Raw genomic sequence first — 16,266 nt, forward strand, 5'->3', positions numbered from 1 at the left:
AACCAGCAACTGTTCGTTGCTTCAGAACTAACACAGTGGACGCGAGCAACTGAGGACAAGCCCTCGGCCTATTAGTACCAGTCAGCTTCACCCGTTACCGGGCTTCCACATCTGGCCTATCAACCCAGTCGTCTACTGGGAGCCTTACCCTCTCAAGGAGGTGGGAATACTCATCTTGAAGCAGGCTTCCCGCTTAGATGCTTTCAGCGGTTATCCCTCCCGAACGTAGCCAACCAGCCATGCCCTTGGCAGGACAACTGGCACACCAGAGGTTCGTCCGTCCCGGTCCTCTCGTACTAGGGACAGCCCTTCTCAATATTCCTACGCGCACAGCGGATAGGGACCGAACTGTCTCACGACGTTCTAAACCCAGCTCGCGTACCGCTTTAATGGGCGAACAGCCCAACCCTTGGGACCGACTCCAGCCCCAGGATGCGACGAGCCGACATCGAGGTGCCAAACCATCCCGTCGATATGGACTCTTGGGGAAGATCAGCCTGTTATCCCCGGGGTACCTTTTATCCGTTGAGCGACGGCGCTTCCACAAGCCACCGCCGGATCACTAGTCCCGACTTTCGTCCCTGCTCGACCCGTCGGTCTCACAGTCAAGCTCCCTTGTGCACTTACACTCAACACCTGATTGCCAACCAGGCTGAGGGAACCTTTGGGCGCCTCCGTTACCCTTTGGGAGGCAACCGCCCCAGTTAAACTACCCATCAGACACTGTCCCTGATCCGGATCACGGACCGAGGTTAGACATCCAGCACGACCAGAGTGGTATTTCAACGGCGACTCCACAACCACTGGCGTGGCTGCTTCAAAGTCTCCCACCTATCCTACACAAGCCGAACCGAACACCAATATCAAACTGTAGTAAAGGTCCCGGGGTCTTTCCGTCCTGCTGCGCGAAACGAGCATCTTTACTCGTAGTGCAATTTCACCGGGCCTATGGTTGAGACAGTCGAGAAGTCGTTACGCCATTCGTGCAGGTCGGAACTTACCCGACAAGGAATTTCGCTACCTTAGGATGGTTATAGTTACCACCGCCGTTTACTGGCGCTTAAGTTCTCAGCTTCGCAACCCCGAAAGGTCACTAACCGGTCCCCTTAACGTTCCAGCACCGGGCAGGCGTCAGTCCGTATACATCGCCTTACGGCTTCGCACGGACCTGTGTTTTTAGTAAACAGTCGCTTCTCGCTGGTCTCTGCGGCCACCCCCAGCTCACGGAGCAAGTCCGATCACCAGTGATGGCCCCCCTTCTCCCGAAGTTACGGGGGCATTTTGCCGAGTTCCTTAACCATAGTTCACCCGAACGCCTCGGTATTCTCTACCTGACCACCTGAGTCGGTTTAGGGTACGGGCCGCCATGAAACTCGCTAGAGGCTTTTCTCGACAGCATAGGATCATCCACTTCACCACAATCGGCTCGGCATCAGGTCTCAGCCTTTATGAGGGACGGATTTGCCTACCCCTCGGCCTACACCCTTACCCCGGGACTACCACCGCCCGGGCTGGACTACCTTCCTGCGTCACCCCATCGCTTACCTACTACAAGTCTGGTTCGTCGGCTCCACCACTTTCCTTTCCCCGAAGGGTCCGGAACGGCTTCACGGACTTAGCATCGCCTGATTCGATATTGGGCGTTTCAAAGCGGGTACCGGAATATCAACCGGTTGTCCATCGACTACGCCTGTCGGCCTCGCCTTAGGTCCCGACTTACCCTGGGCAGATCAGCTTGACCCAGGAACCCTTAGTCAATCGGCGCACACGTTTCTCACGTGTGTATCGCTACTCATGCCTGCATTCTCACTCGTGAACCGTCCACAACTAGCTTCCGCTGCTGCTTCACCCGGCACACGACGCTCCCCTACCCATCACAGCGGGCGTTGGCCCTATTGCTGCAATGACACGACTTCGGCGGTACGCTTGAGCCCCGCTACATTGTCGGCGCGGAATCACTTGACCAGTGAGCTATTACGCACTCTTTCAAGGGTGGCTGCTTCTAAGCCAACCTCCTGGTTGTCTCTGCGACTCCACATCCTTTCCCACTTAGCGTACGCTTAGGGGCCTTAGTCGATGCTCTGGGCTGTTTCCCTCTCGACCATGGAGCTTATCCCCCACAGTCTCACTGCCGTGCTCTCACTTACCGGCATTCGGAGTTTGGCTAAGGTCAGTAACCCGGTAGGGCCCATCGCCTATCCAGTGCTCTACCTCCGGCAAGAAACACACGACGCTGCACCTAAATGCATTTCGGGGAGAACCAGCTATCACGGAGTTTGATTGGCCTTTCACCCCTAACCACAGGTCATCCCCCAGGTTTTCAACCCTGGTGGGTTCGGTCCTCCACGAAGTCTTACCTCCGCTTCAACCTGCCCATGGCTAGATCACTCCGCTTCGGGTCTAGAGCGTGCAACTAGATCGCCCTGTTCGGACTCGCTTTCGCTACGGCTTCCCCACACGGGTTAACCTCGCTACACACCGCTAACTCGCAGGCTCATTCTTCAAAAGGCACGCAGTCACGACCGTTGTTCCGAAGAACAACGGCGACGCTCCCACGGCTTGTAGGCACACGGTTTCAGGTACTATTTCACTCCGCTCCCGCGGTACTTTTCACCATTCCCTCACGGTACTATCCGCTATCGGTCACCAGGGAATATTTAGGCTTAGCGGGTGGTCCCGCCAGATTCACACGGGATTTCTCGGGCCCCGTGCTACTTGGGAGATTCTTAAGCAAGCCGCTGATGTTTCGTCTACGGGGGTCTTACCCTCTACGCCGGACCTTTCGCATGTCCTTCGACTACATCAACGGTTTCTGACTCGCCGACCGGCCGGCAGACCGATCAAAAGAATTCCCACAACCCCGCATGCGCAACCCCTGCCGGGTATCACACGCATACGGTTTGGCCTCATCCGGTTTCGCTCGCCACTACTCCCGGAATCACGGTTGTTTTCTCTTCCTGAGGGTACTGAGATGTTTCACTTCCCCTCGTTCCCTCCACACTGCCTATGTGTTCAGCAGTGGGTGACAGCCCATGACGACTGCCGGGTTTCCCCATTCGGACACCCCCGGATCAAAGCTCAGTTGGCAGCTCCCCGGGGCCTATCGCGGCCTCTCACGTCCTTCATCGGTTCCTGGTGCCAAGGCATCCACCGTGCGCCCTTAAAAACTTGGCCACAGATGCTCGCGTCCACTGTGTAGTTCTCAAACAACGACCAGCCACCCATCACCCTGCTCTCGAAGAGAACAAGTTCACTGGGGCCGGCACTGAAGACATGACCTTACGGCCGTACCTTCAGGACCCAACAACGTGCCAAGCATCTTCGTTCGTCCGTCTCCTCTTTCCACGCCGAAGCAGTACTCGAGAACCATCAGACCGAAGATGCCAACTAATCAACGTTCCACCCATGAGCTGACCGTGCAGAACGTTTGTCTGCAATCGGTACTGTGCTCCTTAGAAAGGAGGTGATCCAGCCGCACCTTCCGGTACGGCTACCTTGTTACGACTTCGTCCCAATCGCCAGTCCCACCTTCGACAGCTCCCTCCCTTACGGGTTGGGCCACCGGCTTCGGGTGTTACCGACTTTCGTGACGTGACGGGCGGTGTGTACAAGGCCCGGGAACGTATTCACCGCAGCAATGCTGATCTGCGATTACTAGCAACTCCAACTTCATGGGGTCGAGTTGCAGACCCCAATCCGAACTGAGACCGGCTTTTTGAGATTCGCTCCACCTCACGGTATCGCAGCTCATTGTACCGGCCATTGTAGCACGTGTGCAGCCCAAGACATAAGGGGCATGATGACTTGACGTCGTCCCCACCTTCCTCCGAGTTGACCCCGGCGGTCTCCTGTGAGTCCCCATCACCCCGAAGGGCATGCTGGCAACACAGGACAAGGGTTGCGCTCGTTGCGGGACTTAACCCAACATCTCACGACACGAGCTGACGACAGCCATGCACCACCTGTATACCGACCACAAGGGGGGCACTATCTCTAATGCTTTCCGGTATATGTCAAGCCTTGGTAAGGTTCTTCGCGTTGCGTCGAATTAAGCCACATGCTCCGCTGCTTGTGCGGGCCCCCGTCAATTCCTTTGAGTTTTAGCCTTGCGGCCGTACTCCCCAGGCGGGGAACTTAATGCGTTAGCTGCGGCACCGACGACGTGGAATGTCGCCAACACCTAGTTCCCAACGTTTACGGCGTGGACTACCAGGGTATCTAATCCTGTTCGCTCCCCACGCTTTCGCTCCTCAGCGTCAGTAATGGCCCAGAGATCCGCCTTCGCCACCGGTGTTCCTCCTGATATCTGCGCATTTCACCGCTACACCAGGAATTCCGATCTCCCCTACCACACTCTAGCTAGCCCGTATCGAATGCAGACCCGAGGTTAAGCCTCGGGCTTTCACATCCGACGTGACAAGCCGCCTACGAGCTCTTTACGCCCAATAATTCCGGACAACGCTTGCGCCCTACGTATTACCGCGGCTGCTGGCACGTAGTTAGCCGGCGCTTCTTCTGCAGGTACCGTCACTTTCGCTTCTTCCCTGCTGAAAGAGGTTTACAACCCGAAGGCCGTCATCCCTCACGCGGCGTCGCTGCATCAGGCTTTCGCCCATTGTGCAATATTCCCCACTGCTGCCTCCCGTAGGAGTCTGGGCCGTGTCTCAGTCCCAGTGTGGCCGGTCGCCCTCTCAGGCCGGCTACCCGTCGTCGCCTTGGTGGGCCATTACCCCACCAACAAGCTGATAGGCCGCGGGCTCATCCTTCACCGCCGGAGCTTTCAACCCCCGCCCATGCAGGCAGGAGTGGTATCCGGTATTAGACCCCGTTTCCAGGGCTTGTCCCAGAGTGAAGGGCAGATTGCCCACGTGTTACTCACCCGTTCGCCACTAATCCACCCCGAAGGGCTTCATCGTTCGACTTGCATGTGTTAAGCACGCCGCCAGCGTTCGTCCTGAGCCAGGATCAAACTCTCCATGAATGTTTACCCGTGATCGGGTGCACACATCACTTAGAGCGGGCGCATCATGTCGGAATAAGACCGACGCGCCACAACGTCCTCGCTGTGTTTTGTCGCCTGCCAGTGCTTCACAAGTGAAGCCCGACAGGTCTTTTTCAAAGGAACCTCATCCACCGAAGTGGACGGGGTATCAACTTCTGGCGTTGATTTTTGGCACGCTGTTGAGTTCTCAAGGAACGGACGCTTCCTTTGTACTCACCCCCGCGACATCCGCTGGGGCTTTCCTCCGGGCTTTCGTTCTGTTCTTGCGTTTCCAACTCTACCAGATCATTTCCGCGCCGTTTCCGGCGGTGGATTTGAATTCGGTGACCGTTGGGGGTCTTTGCCTTTCGGCGTTCCACCACTTTAGCGCTTATCCCTTGCGGCTCATAATCGAGCCACTGGCCAGGAATTCGGGCATGCCGAATAGAACCCCGCCAGGGGTAAGTCGTAGGTAGTGGGTTGGCCGCTCCGGGGGCTGCTGATGGCAGTGCCCCGTTCAAGCGGCTCGGGCTACGTTAGGCGTCCGGAAGGGCCGAGTCAAGTTGAGCGGCGGCGTGGTGCGTGGGCGCGGTACGGGCTCACCGTCGGGTCGTCGGTGAGCCAGAAGCGGTACGGGTGGGTCGCGCCGGCTCCGCCCACTCCCGTGCGCGGGCCACTGCTCACCAGGTCCGCCGAGGTCGGGGTGCCCGTGAGGAGGAACAAGGGGGAATCGGGGCCCGCGCAGAGGTCGGTGCCGTCGAGGGAGCGGTCCACGTCCAGGGCCGTGGCCAGCCGGGCCGGGCCTTTGGCCAGTTCTCTCGGGCTTCTGGCCGAAACTCGACGTTTGGCGGCCAGGTCGGCGCCCACCGTGACCTCACCCGCGCGCAGCAGCACCCCGCTCGCGTGGCCCGGGGGGCCGCACACCAGGTTGAGGCTGAACCACATGCCGTAGATGAAGTAGACGTACGCGTGTCCGGGTGGACCGAACATGGAGGCGTTGCGTGCGGTGCGGCCCCGGTAGGCGTGGGAGCCGGGATCGCTCTCCCCCTCGTAGGCCTCCACCTCCGTGATGCGCAGTTCGAGGGGCCCGTCCGTGGTGCGGCGGACGAGGGTGCGGCCGAGGAGGTCCGGGGCCACGGTGAGGACCGGGCGGTCGAAGAAGGACCTGGGCAGGGGCGTACGGTCAGGGCGCGCGCTCATCCGGTCGAGCGTAGTGGAACGCGTCCTCCTGGAACCGGGGCCTAAGGTTCCGCGTTGATACGGGGTAGTCGCGGCGTAGTCGCCAGATCCTTCAAGGGGAGTTAGAGCATGGGCTTCAAGAAGCTGTTCGCGAGCCTGGGCGCCGGTGGTGCTTCGGTCGACACGATCATCACCGAGCCGAACGTCGTGCCGGGCGGAATCGTCCAGGGCGAGGTCCGGATCCAGGGTGGATCCGTGGAGCAGCAGATCGAGGGGCTGTCCGTCGGACTGCAGGCGCGGGTCGAGGTCGAGGGCGGGGACCAGGAGTACAAGCAGGACATCGTCTTCACCAAGCAGCGTCTGGGTGGCGCCTTCAAGGTGCAGCCCGGCGCGCTGCACGTGGTGCCGTTCGGGTTGGAGATCCCCTGGGAGACGCCGATCACCCACTTCGGGGGTCAGCACCTGCACGGGATGAACATCGGTGTCAGCACCGAGCTGGAGATCGCTCGCGCGGTGGACGCGGGTGACCTCGACGCGATCAACGTGCACCCGGTGCCGGCGCAGCAGGCGATCCTCGATGCCTTCCGGCAGCTCGGCTTCACCTTCCGCAGCGCGGACATGGAGCGCGGTCACATCCGTGGGACGCGCCAGTCGCTGCCCTTCTACCAGGAGATCGAGTTCCTGCCTCCGTCGCAGTACCGCGGGCTGCACCAGGTCGAGCTCACCTTCATCTCCGACGGTCGCGAGATGGACGTCGTGCTGGAGATGGACAAGAAGCCCGGTCTGTTCACCGAGGGCAGCGACACCTACCGCTGCTTCCAGGTGGGGCTGCAGTCGTACCAGGACACGGACTGGGCGGCGTACCTGAACCAGTGGATCGCCGGCGTCGGTTCGAAGCGCAACTGGTTCTAGGCTCGCAAGCGCGTCCGATCGCGGACGCGGTCCGGTATCCCGCTTTTTCGGAGGTTCAGCAGTGTCAGAGCAGAGCAGGGCGCCTCTTCCCCACGACTTCCACCCGGAGGTGGCGTCCTTCACGGTGACGAGCGAGGACGTCGCCCACGGAGCAGATCTGCACGCGGCTCAGATCCTGACGGGGAAGAACGTCTCGCCGCACCTGCGGTGGGAGGGGGCCCCCGAGGGCACGAAGAGCTTCGCCGTGACCTGCTTCGACCCGGACGCCCCCACGGGCAGCGGGTTCTGGCACTGGGTCCTCTTCGACCTGCCCGTCTCGGTGACGGAGCTGCCGGCGGGGGCGGGCACCGGGGACTTCGCGGGGCTGCCGGAGGGTGCCGTGCACGCGCGGAACGACTACGGCACGAGGGACTTCGGTGGTGCGGCCCCGCCGCGCGGGGAGCGGCACCGCTACGTGTTCACCGTGTACGCGGTGGACCAGGAGCAGCTCGGCCCCGACGCGGACTCGTCGCCGGCCGTCGTCGGCTTCCATCTGCGGTTCCACGCCCTCGGGCGGGCGCAGCTCGTCGCCGAGTACGAAGCGCCCCCCGCGCGCTGATCGTTCCCCGAGCGTTTGCCCGGTCCTGGTCTAAAGAAGGCCAGGACCGGGCATTTTTATTGCGTTGTCCCGCGTGGCGCGCGCGGCCAGAGTGGTTCCGGGCCCTGCCGCCAGGGTGGTCGCGGGCCTGCACACGGGAGGTGGGCGAGATGCGGGACACGCTGGTGCTGAATGCGAGCTTCGAGCCGCTGTCGACAGTGACTCTGAACCGGGCCGTGGTTCTGGTGCTCCAGGACAAGGCCGTCGTCGAACAGTCGCACCCCGAGCTGCGTGTGCGCGCGGCCACCATGGATCTTCCGATGCCCCGGGTGATCAGGCTCTGCCGGTACGTCCGGGTGCCCTTCCGAAGACATGCTCCCTGGTCGCGGAGGGGGGTGTTGGTCCGGGACCAGCACCGTTGCGCGTACTGCGGGAAGCGCGCGACGACCGTGGACCACGTACTGCCGCGGGCCCAGGGGGGTGGGGACACCTGGCTGAACACGGTGGCTTCCTGCGCCGAGGACAACCACCGCAAGGCGGCCCGGACTCCGGAGGAGGCGGGGATGCCGCTCCTCCGGAGGCCGTTCGTGCCGTCGCCGGCGGAGGCGATGCTGCTGGCTCTGGGGGTGGCCGGGCAGGAGGCGCTCCCGGAGTGGCTGGAGCGTTCCGCCTAGGCGGGTCCCCCGTGTTGATGTAGCCGCACGCGCTGGGCGGCGTAGTTCTTCTACGTCGCTCAGCCGACGAGCAGTTGGACGATGGCGAGGATGCCGACCGTCACGATGACCGCGCGCAGGACGGTCGGCGAGAGGCGGCGGCCGACCTTGGCGCCGATCTGGCCGCCGATCGTGGATCCGATGGCGATGAGGACGACGGCCGTCCAGTCGAACTCGGCGACGAAGAGGAAGACGACGGCCGCGATGCCGTTCACCAGAGCGGCGATGACGTTCTTGACGGCGTTGATGCGTTGCAGGTCCTCGCGGAGCAGCAGGCCCATCAGGCCGAGGTAGAGCACGCCCTGGGCGGCACCGAAGTAGCCGCCGTAGGCGCTGGAGAGCAGCATGCCGCCGAGCAGGGCCGGTCCACCGTCGGGGTGGCCGGTGTCGCCTCCGGCGGCTTCCTGGCGTCGGCGCAGCGCGGCGGCGAGCCGGGGTTGCAGGACGACGAGGACCAGGGCCAGTGCGATCAGGACGGGCACGATCGTGTCGAAGGACTCGGACGGCAGGGTGAGGAGCAGGATCGCGCCCGCGAGTCCGCCGACGAGGGACACGGAACCGAGCCGCAGGATGCGGGCGCGCTGGCCTTGGAGCTCCTTGCGGTAGCCGATGGCTCCGCTGATCGACCCGGGTACCAGGCCGAGGGTGTTGGACACGTTGGCGGTGACCGGCGGGAGGCCGGTGGCGAGCAGCACCGGGAAGGTGATCAGGGTGCCGGAGCCGACGATGGTGTTGATCGTGCCCGCGCCGATGCCGGCGGCGAAGACAGCGAGTGATTCCCAGATGGACATGGACGGTGCCATCCCCTTTGCATGAGTGAGTCGCCTCCCCGCCATGAAGGTCGAGGGGCCTCACCGATCATGCAGGAAAGGGATGGCCGGTCAGTCGATGGGGGGCTGTTCGCGGCGTTCCGCGGCGTCCTTGTCCCGAGCGGCCGGGATGCCCCCGCCGTCCTTGCCGGCGTTCTGCGGGTTGAAGCCCGAACCGCCGCCCATCGGGCCGAAGTTGCCCATGGCACCGGAGAGGCCCTTGAGGGCGTCGCCGATCTCGCTCGGCACGATCCAGAGCTTGTTGGCATCGCCTTCGGCGATCTTCGGGAGCATCTGGAGGTACTGGTAGGCGAGGAGCTTCTGGTCGGCGTCGCCGGCGTGGATGGACTCGAAGACCGTGCGGATGGCCTGGGCCTCGCCCTCGGCGCGCAGGGCGGCGGCCTTGGCGTCACCTTCGGCGCGCAGGATGGAGGACTGCTTCTCACCCTCGGCGCGCAGGATCTCGGACTGTCGGACACCTTCGGCCTGGAGGATCGCGGCGCGCTTGTCGCGGTCGGCGCGCATCTGCTTCTCCATCGAGTCCTGGATGGAGGTCGGCGGCTCGATGGCCTTGAGCTCGACGCGGTTGACGCGGATGCCCCACTTGCCGGTGGCCTCGTCGAGGACGCCGCGCAGCGCCGCGTTGATCTCCTCGCGGGAGGTGAGGGTCCGCTCCAGGTCCATGCCACCGATGATGTTGCGGAGCGTGGTGACGGTGAGCTGCTCGATGGCCTGGATGTAGCTGGCCACTTCGTAGGTCGCGGCCCGCGCGTCGGTCACCTGGTAGTAGATGACGGTGTCGATGTTGACGACCAGGTTGTCCTGGGTGATGACGGGCTGCGGCGGGAACGGGACGACCTGTTCACGGAGGTCGATCCGGTTGCGGATGGAGTCGATGAACGGGACGACGATGTTGAGGCCCGCGTTGAGGGTGCGGGTGTAGCGGCCGAACCGCTCGACGATGGCGGCGCTGGCCTGCGGGATCACCTGGATCGTCTTGACCAGTGCGATGAAGACCAGAACCACCAGAATGATCAGGACGATGATGATCGGTTGCATGCGGTTCCCCGTGCCCTTCCGGCTGTCTGTGCTGCCCCGTTGATCGGAGTCTCGCAGACCTTGGGGCCGCGAGCAGGCTGGTTGTCACATGACGACGGCGGTCGCCCCGTCGATCTCCACCACGTCGACGGACTGGCCGGGTTCGAAGCTGGTGTCCGCGTCGAGGGTGCGCGCGGACCAGACCTCGCCGGCGAGCTTGATACGGCCGCCGCTGCCGTCGACCCGTTCCAGGACGACCGCAGATCTGCCCCGCAACGCGTCGATGCCGCTGCGGTGTTGGGGGCGCTGGTCGCGGTGGCGGTTGGCGATGGGCCGTACGACGGCGATGAGCGCGACCGACACGATGACGAAGACCAGGACCTGGGCGACCACTTCTCCGCCGAGGGCAGCCGTGACGGCGGCCGCGACCGCGCCGACTGCGAACATGCCGAACTCCGGCATGGCGGTCAGGACGAGGGGGATGCCCAGTCCGACCGCGCCGATGAGCCACCACACCCACGCGTCGATGTCCACATGGTCATGGTAGGTCGGGTGGGCGCGGTCGGGACAGGGTGCGGGGAACCCGTAAGGGGGTTCAGCCGAGGGGAAGTCCCTGGGCGGTCCAGCGATCGGTCCCGTTGCGCTCGACGACCAGCGGGAGGCCGAAGCAGAGGGAGAGGTTGCGGGAGGTCAGTTCGAGGTCGATCGGACCCGCGGTGACGACCTTGCCCTGACGGATCATCAGGACGTGGGTGAAGCCGGGGGCGATCTCCTCGACGTGGTGCGTGACCATGACCATCGACGGGGCGAGCGGGTCGCGGGCGAGGCGGCCGAGGCGGCGTACGAGGTCCTCGCGGCCGCCGAGGTCCAGACCGGCGGCGGGCTCGTCGAGGAGCAGCAGCTCGGGGTCGGTCATCAGGGCGCGGGCGATCAGCGTGCGCTTGCGCTCGCCCTCGGAGAGGGTGCCGAACTTACGGTCGAGGTACTCGGTCATGCCGAGGCGGTCGAGGAAGGCGCGGGCGCGCTGCTCGTCGACGTCCTCGTACTCCTCCTGCCAGGTCGCCGTCATGCCGTAGGCGGCGGTGAGGACGGTCTGCAGGACGGTCTGCCGCTTGGGCAGCTTGTCGGCCATCGCGATGCCGGCGACACCGATGCGGGGGCGCAGCTCGAAGACGTCCACCTTGCCGAGGGTGCTGCCGAGGATGGTGGCGCTGCCCTTGGTGGGGAAGAGGTAGCTGGAGGCGAGGTTCAGCAGAGTGGTCTTGCCGGCGCCGTTGGGGCCGAGGATCACCCAGCGCTCCCCCTCCTTCACCGACCAGGAGACCTGGTCCACCAGAGCCCGGCCCTCGCGGACCACGGATACGTCCACCAGCTCCAGAACATCGCTCATGAGCGTGTTGTCACCCCTTGCAGTCACGGTTCGGCTCTCTGTGCGCCGGTAGACGCAGCCCCAGGGGAAAACCTACGCCACTCGGAGCGGGCTCCGGGGCCGGGGCCCGGTGCCGGGGCCGATCCGTAAAGTAGGGGGATGCTTTTCGAACCACGTTCAGGGCGCTTGGGCGCCTGGGGGAACGCGCTGCTGGCCGGTCTGGTCTCGCCCGACGAGGCCGTGTTGTCGATCGTGGGCGAGGACGCCGTGCACCGGGTGGAGGGGCTGCCGGGCGAGAGCGGCCCGGTCGGGCTCACCCTGGCGCTCGGCCGGCTGCGCGCGCTGGGGGTGACAGGGCTGCGGGTGGCGCTGCCGGCGCCGGGGCATCCGTTGGGGCTGAGCGGGCCGCCGGAGTTCAACGCGCGCGCCCTGGAGGCGGAGGAGGCGGTCGTCGCCGTGGGGGCGGCGCTGGGTCTGGTGCCGGAGGTGTCGGAGGTCGGGCCGGCCGGGGACGTGCACGTGTCGGTGACCTGGCACGTGCTGCCGGTACGGGAGGCCCCGCCGGCGGACGTGCCCTCGCTGAGCGAGGCGGAGCGGGAGCTGGCGGAGGCGCTGCGCGAGGCGACCGAGGTGCTGACCCGGCTGGACGTGGCGGGGTCGGGGCCGGTCGCGGAGGCCGCGCTGTCGGCGTACCGGGCGCGGGCGGAGGCCGGGCGGGAGGCCCTGGCGCCGGGATATCCGGCGCGGGCGGTGCGGGTGCTGGCGCTGGCGCAGCGGGTGGACCTGATGGTGTCGCTGGCGTACGAGAACGGGCACGGGGGTGCGGTGGCCGCCTCCGAGATGGCGGCGCGGGCGGAGGCGCTGCGGCCGGTCGAGCGGGTCGCTCGGCGGGCGCTGGTGGCGGCCTACAACTCGGCCGTCGAGGCGCGCGAGCGGGGGTGACCTTCCTGGCCGGGGGCGGGCCGGGCCGGGCCGGGGGCGTGGGTGCGGCGCCGCTGCGCGGGCGGCCCCGGCTGCGCCGGGCTTCGTGGGGCTCCGCCCCACACCCCGCGCCTCAAACGCCGGCGAGGCTGGAGTGGGCGCGCCTCGGCGTCGAAGGGGCTGGGTGGGCGCGCCACCACACCGTTGGGGCTGGGCGGGCGTGCCTCGGGTCAGTGCCGGGTTTGTTGCGTTGCGACGCCGGTCGGGCCGTCGCCCACCGGGATGGTGACCGTCCTGCCCGTTCTGGTGTCGATCACCGACAACGAGTCCGAGTCGAAGTTGCTGACGTGGACGCTGCAGCCGTCCGGGCCGACGGCGAGGCCGTTGGGCCCGTCGCCCACGGCGACGGTTTCCGTGACGGTGCGGCTGCGGGTGCTGATCACCGAGACGTCGTCCGACCCGAGGTCGGCGACGTAGACGCGGCGGCCGTCCGGCAGGACTCCGATGCCCGCGGGCCGGTCCCCGACCCGGATGCGGTCCGTCTCCCTGCGGGCCCGGGTGTCGACCACCGATACGTCGTCCGAGCTCAGGTTGGACACGTAGAGGTGATGACCGTCGGGGGTGAGGGCGAGGGCGGTGGGTCCGCCGCCGACGGGGATCGTGGCGGTGACCGTGCCGGTGTCGGTGCGGATCACCGAGACGCTGTCGGAGCCGGCGGAGGCGACGTACAGCGTGCGCGCGTCCGGTGTCACGGCGAGGCCCAGGGGCGCGTCGCCCACGGCGATGGTGTCCGTGACGGCGAGGGTGCGGGGGCTGATCACCGACACGGTGCCCGCGCCGACGTTGGCCACGTAGACGTTCTTGTTGTCCGGGGAGACCGTCACCCTGCTCGGTTCGTGCCCGACCGCGACGGTTTCGACGACCGTCCTGGTTCGGGTGTCGACCACGGACACGGTGTCCGCCACGGAATCGGTGACATAGAGGCGGGCGCCGTCGGGGCTGAGGGCCACGCTGTCGGGCCCGTCCCCCACGGGAACGGTGTCCACGACGGTGCCGGTGCGGGTGTCGACGACCGAGACCGTGTCGGAGTGGAGGTTCGCCACGTAGACGAGGCCGGAGGCGGTGTGGGCGGGCTTCCCCGAGGGCGCTGCCGCCTGCGCCCCGAGCGGGTCCGGCAGTCCCGTCAGGCCCACCGTCGCGGCGAGGGCGACGGCGGCGCATCGGCCGATGTACCGGTTCCTCGTCATGCGGGCAAAGCTAGGACCGCGGGCGGTGCCGGGGGGTGAGGCTCGCGGTCGGGTGGGGCGACGGCCCCCCGTCTGCCCCGTGACCGGGTGCGGAGACACCGCAACGGCGCCGCTTCCTGGGGAGAGGGAGGAAGCGGCGCCGCGGGCGGGGTCAGGCCGTGCGGGGCGTCAGGCGTTGACGCCGGTGTTGCCGAAGGCGCCGTTGAGCAGGCCGATCACGTTGACCGTGTTGCCGACCACGTTCACGGGGATGTGCACGGGGACCTGGACCTGGTTCCCGGAGGCCACGCCGGGCGAGTTCAGGGCCTCACCCTCCGCCGACGCACCGCCGTGCGCCGAGGAGACACCGGCGCCGGCGGCGAGGAGGCTGCCCGCGATCATGGTGACGGCTGCGGCCTTCTTGAAGTTCTTCACGTTCTCGTCCTCCAGTGCGTCTGCCGCGACCAGCCGTCGCGACACGCCTTGGAGAACGCCCGGCCCGCGATCCGGATACGCCATGTGGGCTACATACACCCGACCGTATGAATCTCAGACCGGAACGAGACGGTCCGATTCAGCTCCGATCACTCCGCGATTCCGTGCCTGACCGCCCACAACGCGGCCTGGGTGCGATCGGAAAGGTCCAACTTCATCAGGATGTTCGAGACGTGGGTCTTGACCGTCTTCTCGGACAGGACCAGCGCGCGGGCGATCTCGCGGTTGGAGCGCCCGTCGGCGATCAGGCCCAGGACCTCGCGTTCGCGGTCGGTCAGCGAGCCGGGCCGGCCCGCCGGGGCGCCTTGGTCCTCCTGGGAGAGGAGCGCCAGGGCCACCTCCGGCTGGAGGAGTACGTGACCCGCGTGGACCGAGCGGATGGCTCCGGCCAGCGCTTCGGGATCGATGTCCTTGTAGACGTAGCCCGCCGCGCCGGCCCGTAGGGCGGGGACCACGGTCCGCTGCTCCGTGAAGCTGGTGACGATCAGCACCCGGGCCGGGTTCGCCAGCTCGCGCAGCCTGCGCAGCGCCTCGATGCCGTCGGTGCCGGGCATCTTGATGTCCATCAGGATCACGTCGGGCCCCAGCTCCTCGGCGCGGGCGATGCCCTCCTCGCCGTCGGAGGCCTCGCCGACCACCTCGATGTCCTCCTGGACCTCCAGGAAGGTGCGCAGGCCCCGCCGGACCACCTGGTGGTCGTCGACCAGCAGTACCCGAATGCCGCTGCCGCTGCCGCCGCCGCGGCCGGTGCCGTCAGCCACCGGGGACCTCCATCTCGATCGTGGTGCCCCGTCCGGGCTCCGAGTGCACGGTGAGCCGGCCGCCGACGCCGCTCGCGCGGTCGCGCATGGAGACCAGGCCCAGATGACGGCCCGCCCGGCGGACCGCCTGGGGGTCGAAGCCCTTGCCGGTGTCGAGGACCGTGAGGACCGCTCCCCCGGCGGGCGTCCGGGCCAAGGTGACCTCGACGCGGTCGCCGGCCGAGTGGCGCAGGGCGTTGTGCAGGGCTTCCTGGGCGACGCGGAGCAGGGCTTCCTCCTGGGTCGCGGGCAGGGCCCGTACGCCCTCGCAGGTGAAGGTGACGTGCGCGGTGTGGGCGCGGTCGAGTACGTGGACGTGCGTGCGGAGGGTGGCGACCAGCCCGTCCTCGTCCAGGGCGGCCGGGCGCAGCTCGGTCACGGCGGCGCGCAGTTCGTCGGCGGCCTCCGCGGCCAGGGTGGCCACCTGCTGGAGCTCGTCCTTGGCGCGGGCCGGGTCGCGGTCGACGAGGGCGGCGGCGGCCTGGGCGGTGAGGCGGAGCGAGAAGAGCTTCTGGCTGACGGCGTCGTGCAGCTCGTGGGCGAGCCGGGAGCGCTCCTCGGCGATGGTGAGCTCGCGGCTGCGCTCGTAGAGATGGGCGTTGGTGAGCGCGATGGCCGCGTGCTGGGCGAGGAGGGAGAGGAGTTCCTGGTCCTCGTCGGTGAAGCCTTGGCGGCCGTCCTGGGACCCGCCGCGCTTGTTCGCGAGGAAGAGGGCTCCGAGGGTCTCCTCGCCGTCGCGTACGGGCATGCCGAGGAAGTCGGACATCTCCGGGTGGGCGGCCGGCCAGCCCTCGAAGCGCGGGTCCTTGCGTACGTCGGCCAGGCGCTCGGGGCCGCCCTCGTGGAGCATCGCGGCGAGGATGCCGTGCTGGCGGGGCAGCGGGCCGATGCGGCGCCACTGCTCGGGGCTGATGCCGTCCACGACGAACTGGGCGAAGCCGCCGTGGTCGTCCGGGACGCCCAGGGCCGCGTACTCGGCGTCAAGGAGTTCGCGGGCGGAGACGACGATCGTGCGCAGGACGTCACGGACCTCCAGGCGGCGGCTCATGGCGAGCAGCGCGGTGCTCACGGCGGCCAGGCCGCTGGGGGGCCCGCCGTGCGGGGGGCTACCGGTCATGGGGTCACCGTACCCGCGGCCGTGACCTGCGGGATCGGGCCGTGGACGTAGGTCGAAGGGACCTGCGGGGGTGGGGCTCGTGGCCGACGCGGTGGGGGGTGGGCCGTTCCTAGGTTGGGGGCATCTGCT

General features: G+C 66.5%; 13 protein-coding genes and 2 rRNA genes. 4 read left to right on the forward strand and 11 right to left on the reverse strand.

Annotated features, from left to right (window positions below; translation table 11 throughout):
• Positions 1–51: 51 nt before the first annotated feature.
• The 3 genes from OG624_RS10830 to OG624_RS10840 form a co-directional block, all read right to left on the reverse strand.
• Positions 52–3,174: ribosomal RNA gene (locus tag OG624_RS10830) — 23S ribosomal RNA — on the reverse strand.
• Between the two features lie 282 nt (positions 3,175–3,456).
• Positions 3,457–4,981 (reverse strand): 16S ribosomal RNA (locus tag OG624_RS10835).
• Together the 16S and 23S rRNA genes form the textbook arrangement of a ribosomal RNA operon.
• Before the next feature lie 558 nt (positions 4,982–5,539).
• Positions 5,540–6,181: a DNA-3-methyladenine glycosylase gene (locus tag OG624_RS10840; RefSeq protein WP_033220543.1), complete on the reverse strand. Its 642-nt coding sequence runs from the start codon at positions 6,179–6,181 to the stop codon at positions 5,540–5,542.
• A 108-nt stretch (positions 6,182–6,289) separates the two neighbouring features.
• Between OG624_RS10840 and OG624_RS10845 the strand changes: the two genes are divergently transcribed.
• The 3 genes from OG624_RS10845 (at position 6,290) to OG624_RS10855 (ending at position 8,323) form a co-directional block, all read left to right on the forward strand.
• The gene (locus tag OG624_RS10845; protein WP_030720076.1) at positions 6,290–7,072 is read left to right on the forward strand and encodes a sporulation protein; all 783 of its coding nucleotides are present in this window, start codon (positions 6,290–6,292) and stop codon (positions 7,070–7,072) included.
• A 61-nt stretch (positions 7,073–7,133) separates the two neighbouring features.
• Complete coding sequence (locus OG624_RS10850) at positions 7,134–7,670, forward strand: YbhB/YbcL family Raf kinase inhibitor-like protein (protein ID WP_161290115.1); 537 nt, start codon at positions 7,134–7,136, stop codon at positions 7,668–7,670.
• A 149-nt stretch (positions 7,671–7,819) separates the two neighbouring features.
• The gene (locus tag OG624_RS10855; protein ID WP_030720083.1) at positions 7,820–8,323 is read left to right on the forward strand and encodes an HNH endonuclease; all 504 of its coding nucleotides are present in this window, start codon (positions 7,820–7,822) and stop codon (positions 8,321–8,323) included.
• Between the two features lie 59 nt (positions 8,324–8,382).
• Here OG624_RS10855 and OG624_RS10860 read toward each other — a convergent pair whose 3' ends face one another.
• The 4 genes from OG624_RS10860 to OG624_RS10875 form a co-directional block, all read right to left on the reverse strand.
• Positions 8,383–9,153, reverse strand: coding sequence for a sulfite exporter TauE/SafE family protein (locus OG624_RS10860; protein WP_371639365.1), 771 nt, complete (start codon positions 9,151–9,153; stop codon positions 8,383–8,385).
• Between the two features lie 90 nt (positions 9,154–9,243).
• On the reverse strand, positions 9,244–10,230 hold the full coding sequence (locus OG624_RS10865; protein ID WP_033220549.1) for an SPFH domain-containing protein: 987 nt from the start codon (positions 10,228–10,230) through the stop codon (positions 9,244–9,246).
• An 84-nt stretch (positions 10,231–10,314) separates the two neighbouring features.
• A complete protein-coding gene (locus tag OG624_RS10870) occupies positions 10,315–10,743 on the reverse strand; it encodes an NfeD family protein (RefSeq protein ID WP_030720090.1) in 429 nt (142 codons plus the stop codon).
• Positions 10,744–10,804: 61 nt separating this feature from the next.
• On the reverse strand, positions 10,805–11,599 hold the full coding sequence (locus OG624_RS10875; RefSeq protein WP_030720092.1) for an ABC transporter ATP-binding protein: 795 nt from the start codon (positions 11,597–11,599) through the stop codon (positions 10,805–10,807).
• A 138-nt stretch (positions 11,600–11,737) separates the two neighbouring features.
• Here OG624_RS10875 and OG624_RS10880 point away from each other — a divergent pair, with 138 nt between their 5' ends.
• Positions 11,738–12,520, forward strand: a complete 783-nt coding sequence (locus tag OG624_RS10880; RefSeq protein WP_051763280.1) for a hypothetical protein — start codon at positions 11,738–11,740, stop codon at positions 12,518–12,520.
• A gap of 209 nt (positions 12,521–12,729) precedes the next feature.
• Here the strand turns inward: OG624_RS10880 and OG624_RS10885 are convergent, their stop codons facing one another.
• From OG624_RS10885 to OG624_RS10900, 4 genes are all read right to left on the reverse strand, one after another.
• Complete coding sequence (locus tag OG624_RS10885) at positions 12,730–13,746, reverse strand: YVTN family beta-propeller repeat protein (RefSeq protein ID WP_371587545.1); 1,017 nt, start codon at positions 13,744–13,746, stop codon at positions 12,730–12,732.
• A 168-nt stretch (positions 13,747–13,914) separates the two neighbouring features.
• Complete coding sequence (locus OG624_RS10890; protein ID WP_033220739.1) at positions 13,915–14,160, reverse strand: chaplin; 246 nt, start codon at positions 14,158–14,160, stop codon at positions 13,915–13,917.
• Positions 14,161–14,309: 149 nt separating this feature from the next.
• Positions 14,310–14,981: a response regulator gene (locus OG624_RS10895; protein ID WP_371587546.1), complete on the reverse strand. Its 672-nt coding sequence runs from the start codon at positions 14,979–14,981 to the stop codon at positions 14,310–14,312.
• Positions 14,974–16,137 carry a GAF domain-containing sensor histidine kinase gene (locus OG624_RS10900; RefSeq protein WP_033220552.1) on the reverse strand — a complete coding sequence of 388 codons (1,164 nt, stop codon included), beginning with the start codon at positions 16,135–16,137 and terminating at the stop codon, positions 14,974–14,976. The genes OG624_RS10895 and OG624_RS10900 overlap by 8 nt, the downstream gene beginning before the upstream one ends.
• Positions 16,138–16,266: the final 129 nt, after the last annotated feature.

The organism is Streptomyces virginiae, from assembly GCF_041432505.1.
Classification (GTDB): Bacteria; Actinomycetota; Actinomycetes; order Streptomycetales; family Streptomycetaceae; genus Streptomyces; species Streptomyces virginiae_A.